At 69.0% G+C, this 21,325-nt stretch carries 22 protein-coding genes, 1 tRNA gene and 1 pseudogene; 10 read left to right on the top strand and 14 right to left on the bottom strand.

Features of this window, described 5'->3' with window-relative positions; genetic code table 11:
- Nucleotide 1 precedes the first annotated feature (1 nt).
- The 11 genes from ACV7NO_RS06190 to hspQ all read right to left on the bottom strand — a co-directional run bounded on the left by ACV7NO_RS06190 (nt 2) and on the right by hspQ (nt 9,708).
- Nucleotides 2–1,894 carry an ATP-binding protein gene (locus ACV7NO_RS06190; protein WP_463407287.1) on the bottom strand — a complete coding sequence of 631 codons (1,893 nt, stop codon included), beginning with the start codon at nt 1,892–1,894 and terminating at the stop codon, nt 2–4.
- A 120-nt stretch (nt 1,895–2,014) separates the two neighbouring features.
- Nucleotides 2,015–3,289 (bottom strand): serine palmitoyltransferase, encoded by a 1,275-nt coding sequence (gene spt / locus ACV7NO_RS06195; RefSeq protein WP_463405141.1) that lies wholly within the window; start codon nt 3,287–3,289, stop codon nt 2,015–2,017.
- A gap of 128 nt (nt 3,290–3,417) precedes the next feature.
- On the bottom strand, nt 3,418–3,660 hold the full coding sequence (locus tag ACV7NO_RS06200) for an acyl carrier protein (RefSeq protein ID WP_463405142.1): 243 nt from the start codon (nt 3,658–3,660) through the stop codon (nt 3,418–3,420).
- A gap of 59 nt (nt 3,661–3,719) precedes the next feature.
- Nucleotides 3,720–4,616: an NAD-dependent epimerase/dehydratase family protein gene (locus ACV7NO_RS06205; protein WP_463405143.1), complete on the bottom strand. Its 897-nt coding sequence runs from the start codon at nt 4,614–4,616 to the stop codon at nt 3,720–3,722.
- Nucleotides 4,617–4,704: 88 nt separating this feature from the next.
- A complete protein-coding gene (gene proB / locus ACV7NO_RS06210; RefSeq protein ID WP_463405144.1) occupies nt 4,705–5,805 on the bottom strand; it encodes a glutamate 5-kinase in 1,101 nt (366 codons plus the stop codon).
- A 216-nt stretch (nt 5,806–6,021) separates the two neighbouring features.
- The gene (gene obgE / locus ACV7NO_RS06215; protein ID WP_463405145.1) at nt 6,022–7,077 is read right to left on the bottom strand and encodes a GTPase ObgE; all 1,056 of its coding nucleotides are present in this window, start codon (nt 7,075–7,077) and stop codon (nt 6,022–6,024) included.
- Between the two features lie 6 nt (nt 7,078–7,083).
- Nucleotides 7,084–7,668: a TetR/AcrR family transcriptional regulator gene (locus tag ACV7NO_RS06220; protein ID WP_463405146.1), complete on the bottom strand. Its 585-nt coding sequence runs from the start codon at nt 7,666–7,668 to the stop codon at nt 7,084–7,086.
- Between the two features lie 155 nt (nt 7,669–7,823).
- Entirely contained in the window at nt 7,824–8,357 is a 534-nt protein-coding gene (locus ACV7NO_RS06225) for a GNAT family N-acetyltransferase (protein ID WP_463405147.1), read from the bottom strand.
- Between the two features lie 202 nt (nt 8,358–8,559).
- A complete protein-coding gene (gene rpmA / locus ACV7NO_RS06230) occupies nt 8,560–8,835 on the bottom strand; it encodes a 50S ribosomal protein L27 (RefSeq protein ID WP_463405148.1) in 276 nt (91 codons plus the stop codon).
- 25 nt (nt 8,836–8,860) lie between these two features.
- Entirely contained in the window at nt 8,861–9,157 is a 297-nt protein-coding gene (gene rplU / locus ACV7NO_RS06235) for a 50S ribosomal protein L21 (protein ID WP_463407288.1), read from the bottom strand.
- A 170-nt stretch (nt 9,158–9,327) separates the two neighbouring features.
- On the bottom strand, nt 9,328–9,708 hold the full coding sequence (gene hspQ / locus ACV7NO_RS06240; protein ID WP_463405149.1) for a heat shock protein HspQ: 381 nt from the start codon (nt 9,706–9,708) through the stop codon (nt 9,328–9,330).
- A gap of 119 nt (nt 9,709–9,827) precedes the next feature.
- On the opposite strand from hspQ, the gene ACV7NO_RS06245 reads away from it, so the two are divergent.
- The 7 genes and pseudogenes from ACV7NO_RS06245 to ACV7NO_RS06275 all read left to right on the top strand — a co-directional run bounded on the left by ACV7NO_RS06245 (nt 9,828) and on the right by ACV7NO_RS06275 (nt 15,035).
- Nucleotides 9,828–9,917, top strand: a tRNA-Ser gene (locus tag ACV7NO_RS06245).
- A gap of 97 nt (nt 9,918–10,014) precedes the next feature.
- Nucleotides 10,015–10,722: an IS6 family transposase gene (locus ACV7NO_RS06250; RefSeq protein ID WP_463405150.1), complete on the top strand. Its 708-nt coding sequence runs from the start codon at nt 10,015–10,017 to the stop codon at nt 10,720–10,722.
- On the top strand, nt 10,701–11,471 hold the full coding sequence (locus ACV7NO_RS06255) for a lyase family protein (protein WP_463405151.1): 771 nt from the start codon (nt 10,701–10,703) through the stop codon (nt 11,469–11,471). The genes ACV7NO_RS06250 and ACV7NO_RS06255 overlap by 22 nt, the downstream gene beginning before the upstream one ends.
- 29 nt (nt 11,472–11,500) lie before the next feature.
- A complete protein-coding gene (gene pcaDC / locus ACV7NO_RS06260) occupies nt 11,501–12,673 on the top strand; it encodes a bifunctional 3-oxoadipate enol-lactonase/4-carboxymuconolactone decarboxylase PcaDC (protein WP_463405152.1) in 1,173 nt (390 codons plus the stop codon).
- Nucleotides 12,670–12,957: pseudogene (locus tag ACV7NO_RS06265) on the top strand (thiolase family protein); the annotation flags it as partial. The gene pcaDC and the pseudogene ACV7NO_RS06265, both read left to right, overlap by 4 nt.
- A gap of 82 nt (nt 12,958–13,039) precedes the next feature.
- Entirely contained in the window at nt 13,040–13,339 is a 300-nt protein-coding gene (locus ACV7NO_RS06270) for a putative quinol monooxygenase (RefSeq protein WP_463405153.1), read from the top strand.
- A 55-nt stretch (nt 13,340–13,394) separates the two neighbouring features.
- Nucleotides 13,395–15,035, top strand: coding sequence for an NAD(P)/FAD-dependent oxidoreductase (locus ACV7NO_RS06275; protein ID WP_463405154.1), 1,641 nt, complete (start codon nt 13,395–13,397; stop codon nt 15,033–15,035).
- Here the strand turns inward: ACV7NO_RS06275 and ACV7NO_RS06280 are convergent.
- Nucleotides 15,032–15,787 (bottom strand): Crp/Fnr family transcriptional regulator, encoded by a 756-nt coding sequence (locus ACV7NO_RS06280; protein ID WP_463405155.1) that lies wholly within the window; start codon nt 15,785–15,787, stop codon nt 15,032–15,034. The genes ACV7NO_RS06275 and ACV7NO_RS06280 overlap by 4 nt on opposite strands.
- Nucleotides 15,788–16,046: 259 nt before the next feature.
- Between ACV7NO_RS06280 and ACV7NO_RS06285 the strand changes: the two genes are divergently transcribed.
- From ACV7NO_RS06285 to ACV7NO_RS06295, 3 genes are all read left to right on the top strand, one after another.
- Nucleotides 16,047–17,168: an extracellular catalytic domain type 1 short-chain-length polyhydroxyalkanoate depolymerase gene (locus ACV7NO_RS06285; RefSeq protein ID WP_463405156.1), complete on the top strand. Its 1,122-nt coding sequence runs from the start codon at nt 16,047–16,049 to the stop codon at nt 17,166–17,168.
- Between the two features lie 284 nt (nt 17,169–17,452).
- A complete protein-coding gene (locus tag ACV7NO_RS06290) occupies nt 17,453–18,946 on the top strand; it encodes a PAS domain-containing sensor histidine kinase (RefSeq protein WP_463405157.1) in 1,494 nt (497 codons plus the stop codon).
- A complete protein-coding gene (locus ACV7NO_RS06295) occupies nt 18,933–19,580 on the top strand; it encodes a response regulator transcription factor (protein WP_463405158.1) in 648 nt (215 codons plus the stop codon). Before ACV7NO_RS06290 ends, ACV7NO_RS06295 begins: the two co-directional genes overlap by 14 nt.
- Here the strand turns inward: ACV7NO_RS06295 and ACV7NO_RS06300 are convergent.
- Nucleotides 19,569–20,756, bottom strand: coding sequence for a helix-turn-helix domain-containing protein (locus tag ACV7NO_RS06300; RefSeq protein ID WP_463405159.1), 1,188 nt, complete (start codon nt 20,754–20,756; stop codon nt 19,569–19,571). The genes ACV7NO_RS06295 and ACV7NO_RS06300 overlap by 12 nt on opposite strands.
- A gap of 37 nt (nt 20,757–20,793) precedes the next feature.
- On the bottom strand, nt 20,794–21,291 hold the full coding sequence (locus tag ACV7NO_RS06305; RefSeq protein WP_463405160.1) for a hypothetical protein: 498 nt from the start codon (nt 21,289–21,291) through the stop codon (nt 20,794–20,796).
- Nucleotides 21,292–21,325: the final 34 nt, after the last annotated feature.

A 21,325-nucleotide genomic window follows, 5' to 3' on the forward strand; every position in this document is an offset into this window, starting at 1 on the left:
CTCATTCCGCCGCGATCTGTTCGGGCGGGTCCTGGCGCGACATGGCCATCGCGGCATCGACGGCGCTTTCGAGTCCGGAGAGCGTGAACGGCTTGCGCAGGACGTGGCGGCCACCGAACCCGCCGCCATCGCCCAGCTCGCCCGCGAACCCGGTGACGAACAGAACCGGGATGTGCGCATACGAGTCCGCAAGGCCCGCGATCATCTCAGGGCCGGTCTGACCGGGCATCAGCACGTCGGTGATGATGAGGTCGATCGCGTCGTCCCCGGCGAGCATCGCCGGCGCGGCGAGCGGATCGTTGCACGCGACGGCGTCATGGCCGAGCTCCTCCAGTGCGCCGGTGGTCGCGGCGAGGACGCGGGGGTCGTCCTCGACGACGAGGATGCGCAGCGCCGGGGGCGGATCGACGGGCGCGACGGGGCCGGCCGCCGCGGGGGCGGGGGCCGGCGCCGCGTCCTCGATATCGCGCGGGAGGTAGAGCGTCACCGTCGTCCCGACCCCCGGCGTCGAGGCGAGCGCGACCTCGCCGCCGAGCTGGCGGACGAAGCCGAAGATCTGGCTGAGCCCCAGCCCGGTGCCCTTGCCGATCGGCTTGGTGGTGAAGAACGGTTCGAACACGCGCTCCATCACCTGCGGCGTCATCCCGCAGCCGGTATCGACGACCGCGATCGCGAGATAGTCGCCCGCCGCGCAAGCGCCAACCGCGTCCGCCGCCAGCGTCTCGGCGCGCGCGGCGATCGTCAGCGTGCCGCGCCCCGCCATCGCGTCGCGCGCATTGACCGCGAGGTTGAGCAGCGCGTTTTCCAGCTGGACGCGATCCGCGCGGACGCGCCAGCCGCGGCTTTCGTCGCGCATCGCGACCGTCACCGCGTCGCCCAGCGTGCGGTCGAGCAGGTGCGACATCCCCGCGATCAGCCCGCCGGCGTCGAGGGGTTCGGGGTTGATCGCATCCTCGCGCGCGAAGGCGAGGAGCTGGCGGGTGAGCGCGGCGGCGCGGGTCGCGCCCTCGGTCGCGCTGTCGATATGGCGCAGGACGTCGTTGCCGCCGGTCGCGAGATTGCGGCGCGCCAGTTCGAGTCCGCCCAGGACGACCGCGAGCATGTTGTTGAAGTCGTGCGCGATCCCGCCGGTCAGCTGGCCGACCGCCTCCATCTTCTGGACCTGGCGAAGCCGCGCTTCCTGCACGCGCAGCTCGTCGGTCGCCTGCTCGACCGCGGTGGCGAGTTCCTCGGCGCGCTCGCGCTCGCGATCTGCCTCGGCGCGCGCGACCGCGCCGAGCGTCAGCGCGCGGACGGTGAGCCAGCCGAGCGCGATCGCGCCCGCCACGATCAGGAACCCGAACGCCGACAGGACGCGCGCGATCTTCGTCTGGCGCGCGACCGAGGCCATCGCCTCCGTCGTCCGCCGATCGAGCAGCACGCGTTCGCGCGCGATGATCTGGTCGAGCGTGTCGTTGATGTCGGCGAGCGAAACCGCCTTGCGCGCCTGGTAATAGCGCGAAAGCGCCTGGTCGTTCTTGCCGTAGTTGGTGCTGAGCGCGGTGAGCGACAGTTCGCGCCCGCGGGTGTCGTAGGCGGCGCGCAGGCGATCGATCCGCGGCTGCTGCTCGCCATTGTCGTCGGTGATGTGGTCGAGCTTCGTGATCTGGTCGCCCGCCAGCCGCCATTCGTCGAAATAGAGCGTGCCGAGCTGCTTGTCGCCCGAGATGACGTAGCGCCCCAGCGACGCTTCCGACCGCGCGATCGACCCCGACAGCGTGCGCGCGAGGATCATCACGTCGTAGCTGTGCGCCTGGAGCCGGAGCGCGCGATCGCGCTGACGGTTCGCCTCGCCCAGCGTCACGATGAGCGCTACGAGAACCGCCGCGCCGAGCATCGCGATCACGACGAGCATGATCGTGCGCCAGCGCGTCGCCAGCCCCGCATCCGGCTCCCCGGACGGGGTATCGCCCTCGATCCCGCTCACGGGTAGAAGACTATCGTATCGCGCGACGGCTGAAAAGGGCCGGGCCCGTCAGCCGATCACGCCCGTGGCACGGCCCGCGTCGCGGAACATCGCCAGGATCGCCTCGACCTGTTCGGGCGTATGCTCTGCGCAGACCGAGCAGCGCAGCAGGAACATGCCCGCGGGCGTCGCCGGCGGGCGCGCGACGTTGACGTATAGCCCGGCCTCAAGCAGCGATTGCCACATCGCGACGGCCTGCGCCTGATCGTCGAGCAGCACCGCGAGGATCGCGGACTGGCACGTCTCGGTGCCCAGCCTGAACCCCATTGCGGTGAGCCCGGCGTGGAGGCGGCGCGCGCTGGTCCACAGCCGGTCACGCTTGGCGTGCGCGGTCATCAGCTTGCGGATCGAGGTGGCGGCGGTGGCGACGACCGAGGGCGGCAGGCTGGCGGTGAAGATGTACGGGCGGCACACCATCCGCATCACCTCGAACTTCGGATGGTTCGACACGCAGAACCCGCCGACCGTCCCGACCGATTTCGAGAAGGTGCCGACGACGAAATCGATGTCGTCGGCAAGCCCCAACTCCTCGTACACGCCGCGGCCGTTCGGGCCGAAGAACCCCATCGAATGCGCCTCGTCGCTGAGCACCATGCAACCGTGCTTCTTCGCGACCGCGACCATTTCCTTCAGCGGCGCGACGTCGCCGAGCATCGAATAGACGCCCTCGAGCACGACGAGCTTGCCGGGTTCCTTCGGCAGGCGGGAGAGGCGCTTGTCGAGATCCTCGACCGAGTTGTGGCGGAAGCGGACGATCTCCGCATTGCCCATCGCGCAGCCGTCGTAGATCGACGCGTGGCTGTCCGCATCGAGGATGACGTACTCGCCCTTGCCCGCGATCGCGGAGATGATGCCCAGATTCGCTTGGTAGCCGGTCGAGAAGACGATCGCGCCGGTGGTGCCGTAGAATTCGCGCAGCGCATCCTCGGCCTCGATATGGTCGCGGAAGGTGCCGTTGAGCATCCGGCTGCCGTTGGTGCCGCTGCCGAACTGGTCGAGCGCGCGCTTGCCCGCTGCGATGACGTCCGGGTCGAACGTCATGCCCATGTAATTGTAGGTGCCGAGCAGGATCGTCTCCCTGCCCTTGATGATCGCGAGCGTGGGGGATTTCACTTCGTCCATCACGATCGCGAACGGATCGCGCACGCCGCTGTCGACCAGCGCCTTGCGCTCCGCGATCAACGGATCGAACTTGGAGAAGAGGTCGCGCCCAAGAACGTTGGCTGGGGCTACCACTTCGGGATCGAGCGGGAGGGCTTCGGGCTGGAGGCCGGATTCGGTCATGTCTGTATCCTGTAACCGTTCATGCCGAGTAGGGATCGAGCGAAGCCGGGAGGCCGTATCGAGGTATCGGCCTCTCGATACATCGTCTCGACTATGCTCGACGACTACTCACGACGAGCGGCAATGTCTTATCCCTTGAGCCGCGCGACCGCGTCGGCGAGCTGGCCGACCGTCTCGATCTCGGCCTGCATGTTCATCGTGATGATGATGTCGAACTCGTCCTCGATCGCGGCGACGAAATCCATCACGGTCAGCGAATCCCATTCGAGGTCGCCCTGGAAGGTGGTCGCGTCGGTGATGGCGACGCCCTTCTTGTTGAACGGCTCGATCTGCGCCTTGATGGTCTCGAGGATCTGGTCGCGGTCGCTCATGTTTCGTCCTTGGTTGGGCGCTCTTCCTATCGGGCGAATGAGGCCGCTTTTCGGCGCGGCTATAGCAGGCCTTGGGCGCGATACCATCGTGCGGTGTCGGCAAGCCCCTTCGCGGTCGGGATCGTGGGCGTCCAGAGCGCGGGCGGCGGGCGGTGGTCCGCGCGGGCGGTCCAGTCCGGGTGGGTGAGATAGCCGACGCGATCCGCGGTCAGCTTCGCCGCCGGGCCGCGGAGGCGTCCGTCGAGCCACGCGGCGGCGCGGAGCAGCGCGGCGGGCAGGTGCATCGGCAGGATGCGGCGGCCAACAGCGGCGCCGATCGCGTGCGCCATGGCGGCGTGAGTCAGCGCGGTGCCGTCGTCGATTTCGTAGGTGGCGCGATCGCCGGGGGCTTGCGCGAGCGCGACGAGCAGCGCGGCGAGGTCATCGACATGGACGAGCCCGACGAGACCGGGCGGGGGAAGGAAGGCGAGACCGAGCTTCGCCAGCCGGAACATGTCGCGCAATTCAGTGTCGCCGGGGCCGTAGACGCCGGCGGGGCGGACGATCGTCCAGTCGAGCGCGCTCGCCTCGACGACGCGTTCGGCCTCGCGCTTCGACCAGCCATAGTCGGAGCGCCCGGGCTCGCGCGCGGAGAGCGACGAGACGTGAACGACGCGGCGGACCTGTGCGGCGGTGGCGGCGTCGATGACGGCGCGGGTGCCGTCGACATTGCCCGCGACGAAGCCGGCGCGATCGGAAGCGCTGACGACGCCGGCGATGTGAATGACGGCGTCGGCTGTTTCGACGAGCGTGGCGAGCGTGGCGCGGTCGTCAAGCGCGCCGGGGATCCAGGTGACGCCGTCGCGGGGGGACTGCGCGCGGCGGGCGAGCGCGCGGACGGTGTGGCCGGCGGCGAGCGCGCGGTCGATCGTGCGACGGCCGACGAAGCCTGTGCCACCGGTGAGCGCCAGGATCACGGTAGTCCTCGCGCCGTTGAATCCGCTCGAAGGCGGGCATCCAGACTGGGCTGCCGCCTTCGCGGGAGCCCATCCATGCGGTGCGCCTTCACACCAGCGCCATGTGGCTGCGGTGGACCAGTGCGGCGCGGGGGGCGTAGCCGAGGATCGCGGCGTGCTCGTCGCTGCGGCGGCCGAGCAGGCGCGCGGCGTCCGCGGCGTCGTATTCGGCGAGCCCGCGCGCGATCGTGCCCGCGGGGCCCTCGATCGTGACGAGGTCGCCACGCGCGAACCGGCCCTCGACGCGGGTCGCGCCCGCCGCGAGCAGGCTGGCGCCGTCGACCAGCGCGCCCGCCGCGCCCGCATCGACGTGGATCGCGCCGCGCGCGGTGAGCCCGCCCGCCAGCCACGCCTTGCGCGCGGGCGCAGTCTTCTCCGCGACGAAGAGCGTGTGGCGCGCGGGGGTCGAGAGCGGGCGCGCGACCTTGCCGGACAGGATCGCGAGGTGCGCGCCGGCGGCGGTCGCGATGCGCGCGGCGGCAATCTTAGACACCATGCCCCCCGAGCCCATGCCCGAGGCGGAGCCGCTGTCCGCCATCGCCTCGATCCGCGCGTCGATCCGGTCGACCTGCGCGATGTGGGTCGCGCCGGGATCGCGCGGGTTGCGATCGTAAAGGCCGTCGATGTCGCTCAAGAGCGCGACGCCTTGTGCGAGCGCGGCCTGCGCGACGCGGGCGGCGAGGCGGTCGTTATCGCCGAAGCGGATCTCGGCGGTGGCGACGCTGTCATTCTCGTTGATGACGGGGACGACGCCGAGCTGGAGCAGCCGCGCGAGCGTCGCGGCGGCGTTGAGATAGCGGCGGCGGTCCTCGAGATCGTCGAGCGTGACGAGCATCTGCGCGGCGGTCAGCCCCTCGGCGTGGAGCAGTTCGGCCCAGACGCCCGCAAGCGCGATCTGCCCGGTGGCGGCGGCGGCTTGCGCGTCCTCGAGGTTGGCGCGGCCGCCTTTGGCGAGCCCGAGCCGACGCGCGCCGAGCGCGATCGCGCCCGAGGAGACGACCGCGACCTGCTGGCCCGCGCGGGTGCGGTCCGCGATGTCCGCGACGAGCCCCGCGAGCCAGTCACGCCGGACCGCGCCGTCGGCGTCGACGAGGAGCGCCGATCCGACCTTGACGACGAGGCGCGGGCAGGTGGCGGGGGGAAAGAGCATGCGCGCTGCCGTAGCGGGTGGGGGGGCGGGGGCCAATGGGGTATCACGATCGTCGGCGCAGGGGGAAGTCAAGGCCGGACGACGCCGTTCAACGCTGCCGTTCGCCCTGAGCTTGTCGAAGGGCGTCCCTCGCGCCCGATATGCGAGCGCTTGTCGATCTGCGGGTCGCCCTTCGACAAGCTCAGGGCGAACGGAATCTGATTTTAGTGCACACGATCACAACGGCGACCATTCGATCGCGTCCTCGCCGTCATCGTCCTCCGGCACCGGGGCGGCGACGCCCTTTTCCGGGATCGCCTCAAGCAGGCGGTCGAGCGCCCAGTCGACGCCGGTGCCCGCTGCGCCCGAGACGGGGAGGACCTCGGTGCCGCTGGCGTCTTCGAGTTCGGCGGAGAGCGCCGCGATCAGTTCGTCGTCGAGCGTGTCGATCTTGTTGAGGACGACGACGTGCGGCTTGTCCGCCAGGCCCGCGCCGTAATTCTCCAGCTCCTCGCGGACGATGCGATAGCTTTCCGCTACGTCGGCGTCGTTCGCGTCGACGAGGTGGAGCAGGACGCGGCAACGCTCGATATGCCCGAGGAACCGGTCGCCGATGCCCGCGCCCTCGGCGGCGCCCTCGATCAGCCCGGGGATGTCGGCGATGACGAACTCGCGACCCTTGTGGCGGACGACGCCCAATTGCGGGCGGGTGGTGGTGAAGGCGTATTCGCCGACCTTGGCCTGCGCATTGGTCACCGCGTTGATGAAGGTCGACTTGCCCGCATTGGGCAGCCCGACGAGCCCGGCATCGGCGAGCAGCTTGAGCCGCAGCCACACCCACGCCTCGTCATTCGGCCAGCCGGTGCCGTGCTGGCGCGGGGCGCGGTTGGTCGAGGTCTTGTAGCTGGCGTTGCCGCGCCCGCCATCGCCGCCGCGCAGGAAGATCTCGCGCTGGCCGACCTCGGTCAGGTCGAGCAGCAGCGTGCGCTCGTCGTCGTCGGCCAGGATCTGGGTGCCGACCGGGACCTTGACGACGAGATCGTCGCCGCCGCCGCCGGTGCGGTTGCTGCCCGAGCCGCCATGCCCGCGCGGGGCACGGAAATGCTGGGTGTAGCGGAAGTCGATCAGCGTGTTCAGCCCGGAGACCGCCTCGAAGATGATGTCGCCGCCCTTGCCGCCGTTGCCGCCGTCGGGGCCGCCATATTCGATGAACTTCTCGCGCCGGAAGCTGACCGCGCCGGGGCCGCCGCTGCCGGAGCGGACGAAGATCTTGGCCTGGTCGAGGAAATGCATGGGGAATTACGTCCGATCGGAAAGAAGCATCTTGCGCGCGAGTTCGCGCGCGGCGGTGCGCGGCAGGCCTAGCGCCTTGGCCATCGGCGCGCCGAGCAGCGCGTCGCCCAGCGCCATGAGGACGAGCTGGAGCGTTTCCTCATGGATCGGCAGCCGGGGGTTCTCTGTCGTCTCGACCAGCTCGTCGACGAGGTCGTGGATCGCGGTGAGGATCGGATCGAGCGCGTCGTCGTTGCCGTTCAGGATCATCCAGCTGGCCAGCGCGCCCGCGCCGTTCCGGCCGAACGCGTCGAACGTCAGGTCGACGACTTCGCTCGGATCCTGCGCCTCGCGCGAGCGGATCACCGCGGCGCGGATCGTGCCGACGATCCCCGAAGCCATCCGCGCGATCAGCGCCTTCTGAAGCCCCTCCGCCGAGCCGAAATGGTGGAGCAGGTTCGCATGCGTCCGCCCGACCCGGGTCGCGACCGCCTTCAGCGTCACCGCCTGCGGGCCGACCTCGACCAGCAGCGCGCGCGCAGCCTCGAGTGCGGCATCCCGCGACTCCTCGGGCGACAGGCGCTTGCGCAGGGGGAGGGGGGTGACGGACATCGCTTCGGGCTGTCGGCGGTTTTGGGAGAGAAGGCAAGGATGGCTCAATCAGGGACCGTTCGCGCCGAGCCTGTCGAAGTGCTTTCGTTCTTCTCGGCGCCGGAAAAGAAGGACAGGGCTTCGACAGGCTCAGCCCGAACGGGAAGGGGCACCATCTACGCCGCGATCGGCATCGCCTCGTCCAGGCCCGCCGCGAGGTCGAGCGCCAGTTCGATGCATGGCACCTCTTCGCCGCGGCCGAGCGAATAGAGCGTCGACCGGCCGGTTTCGCGGAAGCCGAGCTTGTGGAGGACGCGCGCGGAGGCGGGGTTGTCCTCCTTGCAGCGTGCGACCAGCCGGCGCATCGGCAGCGCGTGGCGCGCCATCTCGACCACGACCGACGCCGCCTCGGTCGCCAGGCCGCGGCCCCAGGCGTCCGGGGTGAGCCAATAGCCGAGTTCGTAGCGGCAGTTGCCCTGCGCGTCGCACTCCTCGGTGATGCCGACGCCGCCGATCAGCCGATAGCCGTCGGTATTGTCGCAGATCACGAATCGCGGCTCGTCGTGGCGGCGCGGTAGCGAAAGGAAGGTCTGCGCGTCCGCGACGTCATAAGGCCAGGGCGCGCGCGCGAGGTTGCGCACCACCCCTTCATGCGCGATCGCCGCGGCCAGCGCGTGCGCATCCTCCGGCCAGCCTGGCCGTAGCGTCAATCTCTTCGTCCGGGCGAACATTCCCAAGCTCTCCTCACCTGCGCTGGCCCCAAGCACGCCATGATGACGGGCCCGCGACACCGGATCTCGAGAGAGCAAGAAAAAAGGGAGCCGGGGCGGACCCGTCTCCCTCTGGATGGCTGGCTCCGCGTGATGCGGAACCCGGGTCGCCCTGGTGGGCAACCCGTGTGGTTACCCGATGTTATTCGGCGGCTTCCGCCATCGCGGTAATGTCGACCGAACAGAATTTGCGGCCGAGCTTGCCCTGGTGGAACACCACGCGGCCGTCGACGAGCGCGAACAGGGTATGGTCGGTGCCCATGCCCACGTTGCGACCCGGATAGAATTTGGTCCCGCGCTGACGCACGAGGATGTTGCCGGCGATCGCTTCCTGACCGCCGAACTTCTTCACGCCGAGGCGACGACCGGCCGAATCACGACCGTTGCGCGACGAACCGCCTGCTTTCTTATGTGCCATTGCGAAGTCCTCCTGTGCGCGTGGATCAGCCGACCGAAACGATCTTGAGGATCGTATGGTTCTGGCGGTGACCGTTCTTGCGGCGATAATTGTGGCGGCGGCGCTTCTTGAAGACGATGACCTTCTCGCCCTTCGCCTGCGCGATGATCTCAGCGGCGACGGTCAGGCCGGCGACGTCCTTGAGCTCCGAGCCTTCGCCCGCCATCAGGATATCGCCCAGCGTCACGGACGCACCTGCATCGCCATCGATCTTCTCGACGACGATCTTATCTCCGGCGGCGACGCGATACTGCTTGCCGCCCGTGCGCACGACTGCGAACATGGCCCTCATCACTTTCCAAATGCCTGTACCCCGAGCGAACCAGAGCCCGCCGGGAAGAGCCGGCCAGCTAGGCGAGACGGGCGCGTCTGTCAACCGCCTCCACCCTCGTGGTAGGGCGGTTTTCGCGAGGGCGGCGTACGATCCCGTCCGGCCCTCGGCGAATCACCCTGTCAGTGGCGATGCTCTCGTCGCAGCGCGTAGCGTCCGTCGGCGATCCCGGTGAACAGCCCCGCGATCGCGGGATGGTCGACGGGCTCGTCGCTGTCGTCAGGCACAAGGTTCTGCTGGCTGACATAGGCGACGTAGCTCGATTCCATGTTCTCGGCGAGCAGGTGGTAGAAGGGCTGGTCCTTCGACGGGCGGATGCCCTCGGGAATCGCCTCGTACCATTCGTCGGTGTTCGCGAAGACGGGGTCGACATCGTAGATCACGCCGCGGAAATCGAACATCCGGTGTCGCACGATGTCGCCGATCGAGAATCGCGCATGCGCGACCGGCGGAGTGGCCGGATCGGGGCGGGTGGCGGAAACGGGCGCGTCATGTCGGGGCATATGGCCAATCTAGTGGGTCTTTTGCGCCGCACAAGCATGCTTGCGGTCCCTGCGGCGTTGCGTTAGAGGCGCGCCCTCGACCGACGGGGGTTGCGTTTCGTACCCCCACACGACCTTGCGGAGAGGTGGCAGAGTGGTCGAATGTACCGCACTCGAAATGCGGCGTGCCCTCACGGGTACCGTGGGTTCGAATCCCACCCTCTCCGCCACGTCCTTGCGTAAATCGCTGTATTTGCTCGATAAAGGGCTGGCCCGCACTGTCAGGCCAACGTGGCAGGCGGGAAGGAGGGATGATACCCGCCGTTAATGAGCCGAAAATCAAGGGCGCTACCGTCTAGCCCGTTCCGCCGTTTCAACTCGTCGACCGAGGTGATCCGGCTGGTGGTGCTGATGTACGTGCGCTTCCCTCTGTCGCTGAGGAACGTGGAGGACCTGCTGTTCGAGCGCGGGATCGACATCTGCCATGAGACGGTGCGGATGTGGTGGAACCGGTTCGGTCCGATGTTCGCAGGCGACATCCGTCGCCAGCGGGGCTTCCGCCGTTGGCGCTGGCACATGGACGAGATGTACGTGAAGCTGAATGGCGAGATGGTGTATATCTGGCGAGCGGTCGATCACGAGGGCGAGATCCTCGAGAGCTACATCACCAAGACCCGCGACAAGGATGCAGCGCTCACCTTTATGAAGAAGGCGCTCAAGCACCACGGCTCGCCCGAGGCGGTGACAACCAACGGCCTGCGCTCGTACCGTGCCGCGATGAAGGGCCTAGGCAATGCCGAGAAGCAGGAGATTGGTCGCTGGGCAAACAACCGGGTCGAGAATAGTCACCTGCCGTTTCGACGACGAGAGCGAGCGATGCTCCGGTTCAGGCGGATGAAGACGCTACAGAAGTTCGCTTCCGTCCACGCCAACGTCCACAACCATTTCAGCTTGGAACGCCATCTCGTCGACCGACAGACCTACAAGGAACGACGCTCAGCCGCGCTGGCCGAGTGGCAGATCCTCGCGAGCTAGGCTGCCGCACCCAAAGCCCAGGATGCATCCTGTGGAGAGCGGTTCGCGTTAGACTGACAGCACCCGCACAGCCGATCGGCTTCGGCTTGCGGATCGCACCGTGGCGGGCGGGTATCGCCGCCACGGCGAGCCGGCTCGAGCGGGAGGTCGCGTCGGGCGCGGCGTTGCAATGGGGTGCTGCTGCGGGAACGCGCGCTGACCAGGCGGGTCGCGCCACGGCGGTCGCGCGTCGGCTGGCGGCGGCGCTCGATCTGGCGGATGCGCCGCCGTGGCATGCCCGGCGCGAAGGCGTCGCCGGGATCGCTGCCGCGCTCGGCATCCTGATCGGAGCGCTCGCCAAGATGGCCCGCGACGTGCCCTTGCTTTCCCAGACCGCGATCGGCGAGGCGCGCGAGCCGACGGTGGCGGGGCGCGGCGGATCGTCGGCGATGGCACACAAGCGCAATCCGACCGGATGTCAGGTCGCGCTGTCCGCCGCGATCCGCACGCCGGGGCTGGTCGCCGGCCTCCTTGCCGCGATGCCTGCCGAGGAGGAGCGCGGCATCGGCGGCTGGCAGGCGGAAGGGCCGATGCTGGTCGATCTGTTCCTGCTGGCGTCGGGCGCGGCCGAGGCGATGGCAACGGTCGCGCAAGGGCTGGAGATCGATGGAGCGGCCATCGCGCGCAACCTGGCCGCGGCAGGGCAGGGTGACGACATCGACGACAGCGCCGCGCTCGTTGCCGCGTTGGTCGCTTCGGAAAAAGGCTGAAAGTCCAGCCCTTCGTAACTCGTGACGGCGTGCGCCTGTACTGGAAGCTCGATGGTGACGATGCGGCACCTCCGCTGGTGCTGCTCAATTCGATCGGCACGGACATGGCGCTGTGGGACGGGTGCATCTCCACGCTCGCCCCCACCTTTCGCGTGCTGCGGATCGACGCACGCGGACATGGCGCGTCCGAAGCACCGGACGGCGATTACAACCTGCAGATGCTCGCCGCCGACGTGATCGCGGTGATGGATGCCGCCGGAATCGATCGCGCGGCGGTCGCAGGGGTGTCGCTAGGCGGCATGATCGCGATGCAACTGGCGCTCGACCACGCCGATCGCGTTGCCGCGCTGGCGCTGATATGCACGTCGGCGACGATGGACCCCGCCGCCTGGACCGACCGGATCGCGACGGTGCGGCGCGACGGGACCCAAGCGATTGCCGACCTCGCCATGAGTCGGTTCCTGTCCTCCACTTTTGCCGCGACGCATACCGACGTCGCCGCGTCGCTGCGTCGCGGGCTGGTCGCCATGGCGGACGATGGCTATGCCGGCGCGGGCGCGGCGATCCGCGACATGGCGGTGATCGATCGCCTGCCCGCACTGACGCTGCCGGTGCTATTGGTGGCAGGCGACCGCGATACGTCGACGCCGTTCTTCGGGCATGGCGAGCGCATTGCGGCGGCGATCCCGAAGTGCCAGGTCGTGCATCTCGACGCCGCGCATCTTGCACCTGTCGAGGCGCCCGCGGCGCTGGGCGGCGTCCTGATCCGCTTCCTGGCGCGCGACGCAGCCGCGGCCGAGGCCGCCGACACGTTGTTCGACGCGGGGCTGGTGAACCGCCGCCGCGTACTGGGCGACGCTTGGGTGGATCAGTCTCTGGCGGCACGCACGCCGTTCAACGCCGATTTTCAGGCGATGATAACGCGGATCGCGTGGGGCGAGATCTGGGGCCGGCCGGGGCTTGACGATCATACCCGACGACTGATCGTACTGGCGATCACTGCGAGTCCGGGGCGGTGGGAGGAGTTCACGCTGCATGTCCGCGCGGGCCTATCGCGCGACGGTTTTACGCGTGACGAGTTGAAGGAGGTGCTGATGCAGACCGCCATCTATGCCGGAGTCCCTGCCGCAAATACTGCCTTTGCCGAAGCTGGCCGGATCATCGCCGCGCTCGATGCCACGCCCGAGGCACCCTGCGCCTGACCGACGCCTGTATCTGCGATGCGGTCCGGACCCCGATCGGCCGGCTCAACGGCGCGGTGTCGACGATCCGCGCGGGCGATCTTGCTGCGCTGCCGATCAAGGCGCTGGCCGAGCGCAATGCCGGGGTCGACTGGGCGGCGGTTGAGAATTGCATCCGGGGCTGCGCGAATTAGGCAGGCGAGGACGATCGCAACGTCGCGCGTATGGCAACGCGGCTCGCCGGGCTGCCCATCGACGTGCCCTGCGCGACGGTCAACCGGCTTTGCGGCTCGTGTCTGAACGCGGCCACTTACCCCCCACGATAATCATGGCTTTGGCCGTCGCGAAGGCGCTAGGCTGCACGGTCAGCCAAACCAGGAGCCCTGCATGTCGGTCAAGGTCATCGCGTTCGTCACCGTGAAGCCCGGTCAGGAAGACGCCTTCGTCGAAGCGGCGACGGTGTGCGTCGCGGCATCGCGCGCGGAGGCCGGCGTGCTGCATTACGACCTGTGGCGCGAGGCGGAGGGCGAGCGGCGGTTCGTGTTCAACGAGCTCTATGTCGACCAGGCGGCGGTACAGGCGCACATGACGTCCGACCATTTCAAGGCGTTCGGCCTCGCCGCGCGCGATCTGGCGGCGGCCCGGCCGGTCATCATCGCGACGCAGCCGGTGGACGTCGCCGACTGAAGAACCGCCCGGTTCGCGGATGGTCGTGCGGCACGCGCGCGGCTATGGGCGGAGCATGCTGCGCATCACGGACCTCAAGCTCCCCCTGAACCATGCCGAGGAGGCGTTGCCCGCGGCGATCCGCGACCGGTTGCGGATCACCCCGCGCGACCTGATCCGCTATACCGTCGCCAGGCGGGCGCACGACGCGCGCGACAAGATGGACATCCAACTCGTCTATTCGGTCGACGTGACGGTGAAGGCGGAGGCGCCGGTGCTCGCGCGGTTCAAGCGCGATCGCCACGTCAACCCGACGCCCGACACCGGCTATCGCTTCGTGACGAAGGCGCCGGCGGACTATGCGGGGCCGCGGCCCGTCGTGGTCGGGGCGGGGCCGTGCGGGCTGTTCGCGGGGCTGATGCTGGCGCAGATGGGGTTCCGCCCGATCATCCTCGATCGCGGCAAGGTGGTGCGCGAGCGGACCAAGGATACCTGGGGGCTGTGGCGGCGCAGCGAACTGAACCCCGAATCGAACGTCCAGTTCGGCGAGGGCGGGGCGGGGACGTTTTCCGACGGCAAGCTGTGGAGCCAGATCAAGGACCCGCGCCATCTGGGCCGCAAGGTGCTGACCGAGTTCGTCAAGGCCGGTGCGCCGCCCGAGATCCTGACCGAGGCGCATCCGCATATCGGCACCTTCCGCCTCGTCACGATGGTGGAGAGCATGCGCGAGAGCGTCGAGAAGCTGGGCGGCGAATACCGGTTCGGGAACCGCGTCGACGATTTCGACATCGCGGCCGACGATGACGGCACGCGGCGGCTGCGCGGGCTGACGCTCCAGACAGGTGAGGCGATCGAGACGGGGCCGGTGGTGCTCGCGCTGGGGCACAGCGCACGCGACACGTTCCACCGGCTGCACGAACGCGGCGTGCATCTGGAGGCCAAGCCCTTCTCGATCGGGGTGAGGATCGAGCATCCGCAATCGTGGATCGACGACGCGCGGTTCGGTCCGTGCGCGGGGCATCCCGATCTGGGCGCGGCGGCGTACAGCCTGTCGCACCACTGCGCGAACGGGCGCACCGTCTACAGCTTCTGCATGTGTCCCGGCGGCACCGTCGTCGCGGCGACGTCGGAGCCGGGGCGGGTCGCGACCAACGGGATGAGCCAGTATTCGCGCAACGAGCGCAACGCCAATTCGGGAATCGTCGTGGGTATCGATCCCGCGCGCGACTATCCGGGCGATCCGCTGGCTGGGATCGCGCTCCAGCGCCACTGGGAGACGCGCGCGTACGAGGTGGGCGGCGGCGACTACAAGGCGCCCGCGCAAAGGCTGGGCGATTTCCTGGCGGGGCGAGCGTCGACGAAGCTGGGCAGCGTGATCCCGTCCTATCGTCCCGGCGTCCACCTGACCGACCTGGCGGACTGCCTGCCCGACTTCGCGGTGACCGCGATGCGTGAGGCGCTGGTCGCGTTCGGGCGAGAGATCCCGGGATACGACCATCCCGACGCGGTGATGACCGGGGTGGAGACGCGGACCTCGTCGCCGGTACGGATCACGCGCGGCGATACGTTCGAGAGCGTCAACACCACGGGGCTGTATCCGGCGGGCGAGGGCGCGGGCTATGCTGGCGGAATCCTCTCCGCCGCGGTCGACGGGATCAAGGTGGCGGAGGCGGTCGCGCTGGCGCTGGTCGCGCAGGACAAGGCGGCGCGCGCCTAGCCCAGATATGCCGGGTCGAACCCGGCGAGCGCGGCCATGCGATCCCAGTCGTGGATCCGCAGGCAGCCGTCCTCGAGCGACAGCAGCGCGTCGCGACGCATCTCCTGCAGCGCCCGGTTGGTATGGATCGCGGTCATCGCGCAGGCGTCGCCGAGATGCGACTGGGTGAGCGGCAGCTCGCACGCGCCGTCCTCCACCAGTCCGACGCGCGACAGCCGAGCGTGCAATTCGCACAGCAGGTGCGCCAGCCGGCGCCGGGCGGAGCGATGACCCACATTGACCGTCCAGGCGCGCTGGACCGCGACGGTGTCGGCCAGATCGCGCCACAGCGCCCGCGCGACGGCGGGATGATCGCGCATCAGCACCTCGAGCCGATCGCGGTCGATCGCAGCGACACGGGCCGCGCCGACCGTCACGACCGACTGATCGAGACGGGGCATCAGCAACGCGTCGAAGTCGCACAGGTCGCCCGGCAGATACAGTGCGATGATCCGGCGGCGTCCGTCACCGCTCGCGACGGAGCGGCAGGCCCAGCCGGTGACGAGCAGGTGGATCTCGTTTGTCGACGTGGCCTGGTCCGCGATCGTCGTTTTTGCCGGCAGGCGTGTCAGCGTGCGTTCCAGCGCGCGATCGATCGCCGCGCGGGCGGTGGCGTCGAGCGCGCCGTACCGACCGAGCTTGCGCGCGAGGATCGCACCAGGCGCGATCGCGGTGTCGAACGTGGCCGGACAGTCGTTGAGATCGGGTTTCATGAGCGAAGCTACGATTGCGAATGGATGGAGGTTGACCGCGCAACACCCGGTTCGTCGCGCATGAAGCACGGTTCGTGGTCGCGGGATGCGTTGGTTGCCGCGGCGGACGGTCGCCATGCGCCGATCCGAGACGTGCGCGTTGCGTCGCTTGCCCTTGTACCCGACGCCGTGGCGGTTATCTATGCTGCACTGCAGCGTTGCGCGACCGGGACAGTCGTTCGTGATGCCGTCCGTCCCAATGTCTCGCGGAAATCTGGTCATGCGACGGCTGTCCGATACCCTGTTTCGCCTCAGCGCGCTGATGCCTGCCAACACCGTCCGTTCGGACGACGGGCAAGGCAGGCTGGCCGAACTGCCTGCGTTCGGCGAGAACCCCGGCGCGCTGCGTGGCTGGATCCATAGTCCCGCCGATCTTGCGCCCGACGCGCCGCTGGTGGTGGTGCTGCATGGCTGCACGCAGACCGCGGCGGGCTATGATCGGGGCGCAGGCTGGAGCGACCTGGCGGACCGACAGGGGTTCGCGGTGCTGTTCCCCGAACAGCAGCGCGCGAACAATCCCAATCTGTGCTTCAACTGGTTCGCACCCGAGGACACACGACGTGGTGGGGGCGAGGCGGCGTCGATTCGGGCGATGATCGAGGCAGTGGTGCGGGCCCACAGGATCGATCGCGGACGGATCTTCGTGACCGGACTGTCGGCAGGGGGGGCGATGGCGTCGACGATGCTGGCAACCTTTCCCGAACTGTTCGCGGGCGGCGCGATCATCGCGGGCCTGCCCCACGGCACCGCGACGTCGGTGTCGCAGGCGCTGGACCGGATGCGCGGGCATGGTGGCGGGCAGGGTGCGGCGCTTGCGGGACTGGTCGAATCCGCATCGGCGCATCGCGGGCCGTGGCCGCGAATCTCGATCTGGCACGGCACCGCGGACAGGACCGTCGACGCGTCGAACGTCGCCGCGATCGTCGCGCAGTGGCGCCCGCTCCACGGCGCCGGCGAGGCCATCGCGACGGCCCCCGTCGACGGCTATCCGCGCACAGAATGGCGCGACGCGAGCGGGCGTGTCGTGATCGAGCATTACGCGATCACCGGGCTGGGGCATGGCACGCCGCTGGCGACATCGGGCGACGATGCCTGCGGACAGGCAGGACCGCACATGCTGGAGGCCGGGATCTCGTCGACGCGCCATATCGCGAGATTCTGGGGCCTGCTCGATGCAGGGGCGAATGGGGCACCGACGACCGATCAGGATACCGCGACCGCACCGTCCCGCCAGACCCCGGACGACGCCAGGAGCCGCACGACCGCTGGCCGCGCCGGACCGGCGGGTGCCGCAGTCGGGATCATCGAGGATGCGCTGCGTGCGGCAGGGCTGATGCGCTGACCCGGCGGATCCCGGACGCCCCGGGTGCCTTCCGGCTTTGTCCTTCGGCAGAATCCGTTTAGAAGCGAGGCGGCAAACGCGTCCTCGGTTCGAGTCAAGATATGTACGAGCCTTTTCGCCCTCTTTATAGAATTGCAGCCGGAAGGCCCCGGTATCGCGAGGATATCGTCCGCAATCTTTCGGAAGGGGTTTCAGGCGAAAGGGCCGGTTCCGATGTAGTAGCGAATCGTGTTTGACGATCGTTTCGGGGCAGGTATGACTTATGACCATGGGTGACAGGATGCATGCCCGGTAAGACCGACCAGCATGTCGCGCGACAGGCGAACGACGCCCTGAGCCTGCTGATCGACGGCGCCACCAACTATGCGATCTACATGCTCGATCCCGCGGGGCGGGTCGCGATCTGGAATCGCGGGGCCGAACGCATAAAGGGATGGGACGAGGCGGAGATCGTCGGGCGGTCCGCCGATGTGTTCTATCTTCCCGAGCATGTCGCTGCGGGCAAGCCGGCCAGCGAACTGGCGCGCGCGAAGAGGCTGGGCAAGATCGAGGAAGAGAGCTGGCGGGTCCGCAAGGACGGGTCGCGGTTCCTGGCCAACGTCACGATCACGGCGCTCTATACGCCGTCGGGCGAGCTCCACGGGTTCGGCAAGGTGGTGCGCGACATCACCCAGCAGCGCGCGGCGGAAACCGCGCTGGCACGACGCGAGATGCAGCTGGCCTCGATCCTGGCGACGGTGCCGGAGGCGATCGCGGTACTCGACGACGAGCTTCGCATCGTGTCGTTCAGCAAGACCGCGGAGCGGCTGTTCGGCCATGCGGAGGCCGACGTGATCGGCCGCGCGGCGCCCGCGCTGCTGGTGGCGGAGGGCGAGGCGTTCCTGCCGGACGGCGACGCCGGCACGCCGACGGGTGGGCGGCGGATGATCGGGGTGCGGTCGGACGGCACCCGATTCCCCTTCGAGCTGGCGCTGGGCGAGATGCAGGGCGATACCGTACACGGCTTCACCGCCTTCATGCGCGACCTGAGCGAGCGCGAGGTTACCGAGGCGCGGCTCGAGAATTTGCAGAACGAACTGTTCTATGTCGCGCGCGTCAGTGCGCTCGGCGCGATGGGATCGACGCTAGCGCACGAACTCAACCAGCCGATCACCGCGGTGGTGAACTATGCGGAGGCCGCGCGGGACCTGCTGGCGGCGGGCGGTGACCGCGAGATGGTGCGCGACGCGCTCCGTCGCGCGGTCGACGAGGCTTTGCGTGCGGGCGAGATCGTCCGCCAACTTCGCAGCTTCGTCGCACGCGGCGAGGTCGACAAGCAGCCCTGCGACCTGGTTGCGCTGATCCACGAGACGCACGCGATGGCGGGGGGCATCCTGCGCGAGCACGGTATCGCGACCCGGCTCGACCTGGCGCAGGGCATGCCGCCCGTGCTGATCGAGCGGATCCAGATCCAGCAGGTGCTGCTCAACCTGATCCGCAATGCCGCGGACGCGATGGCATCGTCGCCGCGTCGCGTGCTGTCGATCCGGACGTGGCGACGGGCCATGACGATGTGCGTCACGGTCGCGGACACCGGCCCGGGCATCGCGCCGGACATGGTGGTGTCGCTGTTCGACGCGTTCACGAGCGACAAGGCGGGCGGCATGGGGGTCGGGCTGTCGATCTGCCGCACCATCCTGGAGGCGCATGGCTGCCGGATATGGGCGGATAGCGACGCGACGGGGGCCGCCATCCACTTCACGGTCCCGTTGCTGGAGGTGCGATATGGGGGCGATTGACCGCCACGTGCACGTTGTCGACGACGACGATTCGGTTCGCGCCTCCACCGCGTTTCTGCTGACCGTGGCGGGATATTCGGTCGAGGTGTGGGGATCGGGATCGGTATTCCTCGAGGCGATCGACCGCCTGCGGCCCGGTTGCGTGCTGCTCGACCTGCGGATGGCCGGGCTCGACGGGCTGGAGGTGCAGGGCGCGCTTCAGATCCGTGCGCCGCTGATGCCGGTCGTCATCCTGACCGGGCATGGCGACATCAACGCAGCGATCCGCGCGATGCGCGCGGGCGCGGTCGACTTCCTGGAGAAGCCGGTGGAAAAGGCCGTGCTGATCGCCGCGATCGAGGCCGCGTTCGTGCGGCTGACGGATTCGCGTCGCCATCTGCGGTCGATCGAAACCGCACGGGCTGCGCTGGCGTGCCTGACCGATCGCGAACAGGATGTGCTGGAGGGGTTGTCGCGCGGGCTGTCGAACAAGGGAATTGCGATCGATCTGGCGATCTCGCCGCGCACCGTCGAGATCCACCGCGCGAACATCATGACCAAGCTGGCGGCACGATCGCTGTCGCAGGCGCTGCGGATCGCGTTCTCCGCGGGGATGGGCGACGTGACGGCGGCGGCACCGCAATCAGAGATATAGCGCGGCGACGATCGCGGCGATGTCCGCCGGGGGGAGCGTATCGAGCACGATCTCGCGCGCCGGCGTGGTGCTGAAGCCGTGCATCGCGCCATCCCGATCCGCGATCACCGCGACGATGCGATGCCCGGCCCCGTCGCGCACCAGCGCAAGCCCGCCCGCCTGCGGCGAGCGATCGGGATCCGCGATCAGCGTCGACTGCCCCGGCAGCCCGCCGCCGAGCGTGGCCCGGCACATCCGCACCCCGAACGCGCGCGGACCCGCGATCGCCGGCACCTCGACGCGCGTGCCGATCGGCGTCATCGCCAGCAATCCGTCGCCGAGCGCGACCCCGTAGACGGGGGCGAACCGGCGATCGGTTTCGGCTTCGGACGCCGCACCGGTGTCGGGCACCTGCCGCGCGACGGGCGGCGGGACGCGGCGTGGCAGGTCGCTGGCCAGTTCGGTGCGCAGGACCGCGATTCGTCGGCGCGTGCGCTCGTGGCGCGCGCGGGCATCCATGATCCCCTCGCGGAAATCGTCGAGCCGGCCTTGTGCGTGGAGCGTTTCGAGATGATCGCGCAGCGCGGCTTCGTCCGACAGCCCGAACAGCCGGACGATCGCGGCCATCGTCGCCGCGTTCCAGCGCGACAGGCCCTTATGCGCATTCTCGATCCGCGACAGGATGACGGGAGGAATGCCATAGTCCGCGTCGATCATCGGCGCGGACAGCCGGTCGTTGTCGTGGCGCAGCGCGCGCGTCGCGGCTGCAAGCAGCACCGCCATCCGCGCTTCCTCGTCGTCGTCGAGGATCACGCCATCGGCGAACGGCGCGAACCAGTCGGCGATGTCGAAATCGCCTGCATCGACGTCGATCAGCAGATCGGCGGGCGCGATGCCCAGCGCGGCGGCGATCCGCGCGAGTTCGTCGGCGCGCGCGAACACCTCCCCGCGCTCGATCTTCGAGAGCCGGATATAGGGAATGTCGGGGATTGCGGTGGCAAAGGCGAGCAGCGTCGGCTGCGCGTGGCGGAGGCGCTGTTCGCGGACGCGATTGGGGAAGACGACGCCGCGATACCGGTCGATCGCGATCGCACGGCCATCGCCGGTCGACGGCACTGCGGGCGTGAGCGCGCGGCGCCCCCTGGCGCGGCGTGCGAGGGCGGGGATCAGTCGGCGAGAATCTGAGGCACGGTCCACTGACGCTGCCTAGCCCAGCGTTATGCCGCTTTCAAAATCAATCCCGTCCGGTCTGGCGTGCATCTGCCTCGTTTCGCAGCAATGCCCAAAGGCTGTGGCCCGCGAACGGCTTCAGAATGCTTGCACCGCCCGGGGCCGCGGCGGCGAGGAGCCAGCCGGCATCCGTGCCGGGGGCGGAATCGACCAGCGCGACACCGACGCCGTCGGTGACGATGCAGCGCGGCGATTCGTGCGGGATGAGCGTGTCGAGCCGGTGCGCGAGTGCGGCGGTCGCCGCGTGGAGCGCGCCCAGCGCGGACGCCAGGACCGGGGCAGTGTAAAGCCGTGCGGTGCGTCGACGGCACGGCGCGAGCCGGTCATCCCAGGCGAGCGCCGGGAGGAGGCGGGTCTTCGCCAGCGCGATCGTCAGCAGCGGAGCATCGAGGCAGGCGAGCAGGCCGTCCGCGAGCGTGGCGACGTCGCTGGCGGGCAGAGCGAAAGCCCCCATCGTCTCGAACCGCCACCGCGTGGGCACAAGCACATCGTTCGAGATCATCGCCAAACCCTTCCCAATGGTTATGGCATTCTAG

The organism is Sphingomonas sp. Ell38C01, from assembly GCF_055231975.1.

Bases quoted from the DNA above. Each gene is read 5' to 3' on its own strand.
- ACV7NO_RS06190 (WP_463407287.1), bottom strand. From the start codon at position 1,894: ATGCTCGTCGTGATCGCGATGCTCGGCGCGGCGGTTCTCGTAGCGCTC.
- spt (WP_463405141.1), bottom strand. From the start codon at position 3,289: ATGACCGAATCCGGCCTCCAGCCCGAAGCCCTCCCGCTCGATCCCGAA.
- ACV7NO_RS06200 (WP_463405142.1), bottom strand. From the start codon at position 3,660: ATGAGCGACCGCGACCAGATCCTCGAGACCATCAAGGCGCAGATCGAG.
- proB (WP_463405144.1), bottom strand. From the start codon at position 5,805: ATGCTCTTTCCCCCCGCCACCTGCCCGCGCCTCGTCGTCAAGGTCGGA.
- obgE (WP_463405145.1), bottom strand. From the start codon at position 7,077: ATGCATTTCCTCGACCAGGCCAAGATCTTCGTCCGCTCCGGCAGCGGC.
- ACV7NO_RS06220 (WP_463405146.1), bottom strand. From the start codon at position 7,668: ATGTCCGTCACCCCCCTCCCCCTGCGCAAGCGCCTGTCGCCCGAGGAG.
- rpmA (WP_463405148.1), bottom strand. From the start codon at position 8,835: ATGGCACATAAGAAAGCAGGCGGTTCGTCGCGCAACGGTCGTGATTCG.
- rplU (WP_463407288.1), bottom strand. From the start codon at position 9,157: ATGTTCGCAGTCGTGCGCACGGGCGGCAAGCAGTATCGCGTCGCCGCC.
- hspQ (WP_463405149.1), bottom strand. From the start codon at position 9,708: ATGCCCCGACATGACGCGCCCGTTTCCGCCACCCGCCCCGATCCGGCC.
- ACV7NO_RS06250 (WP_463405150.1), top strand. From the start codon at position 10,015: ATGAGCCGAAAATCAAGGGCGCTACCGTCTAGCCCGTTCCGCCGTTTC.
- ACV7NO_RS06270 (WP_463405153.1), top strand. From the start codon at position 13,040: ATGTCGGTCAAGGTCATCGCGTTCGTCACCGTGAAGCCCGGTCAGGAA.
- ACV7NO_RS06275 (WP_463405154.1), top strand. From the start codon at position 13,395: ATGCTGCGCATCACGGACCTCAAGCTCCCCCTGAACCATGCCGAGGAG.
- ACV7NO_RS06280 (WP_463405155.1), bottom strand. From the start codon at position 15,787: ATGAAACCCGATCTCAACGACTGTCCGGCCACGTTCGACACCGCGATC.
- ACV7NO_RS06285 (WP_463405156.1), top strand. From the start codon at position 16,047: ATGCGACGGCTGTCCGATACCCTGTTTCGCCTCAGCGCGCTGATGCCT.
- ACV7NO_RS06290 (WP_463405157.1), top strand. From the start codon at position 17,453: ATGCCCGGTAAGACCGACCAGCATGTCGCGCGACAGGCGAACGACGCC.
- ACV7NO_RS06295 (WP_463405158.1), top strand. From the start codon at position 18,933: ATGGGGGCGATTGACCGCCACGTGCACGTTGTCGACGACGACGATTCG.
- ACV7NO_RS06305 (WP_463405160.1), bottom strand. From the start codon at position 21,291: ATGATCTCGAACGATGTGCTTGTGCCCACGCGGTGGCGGTTCGAGACG.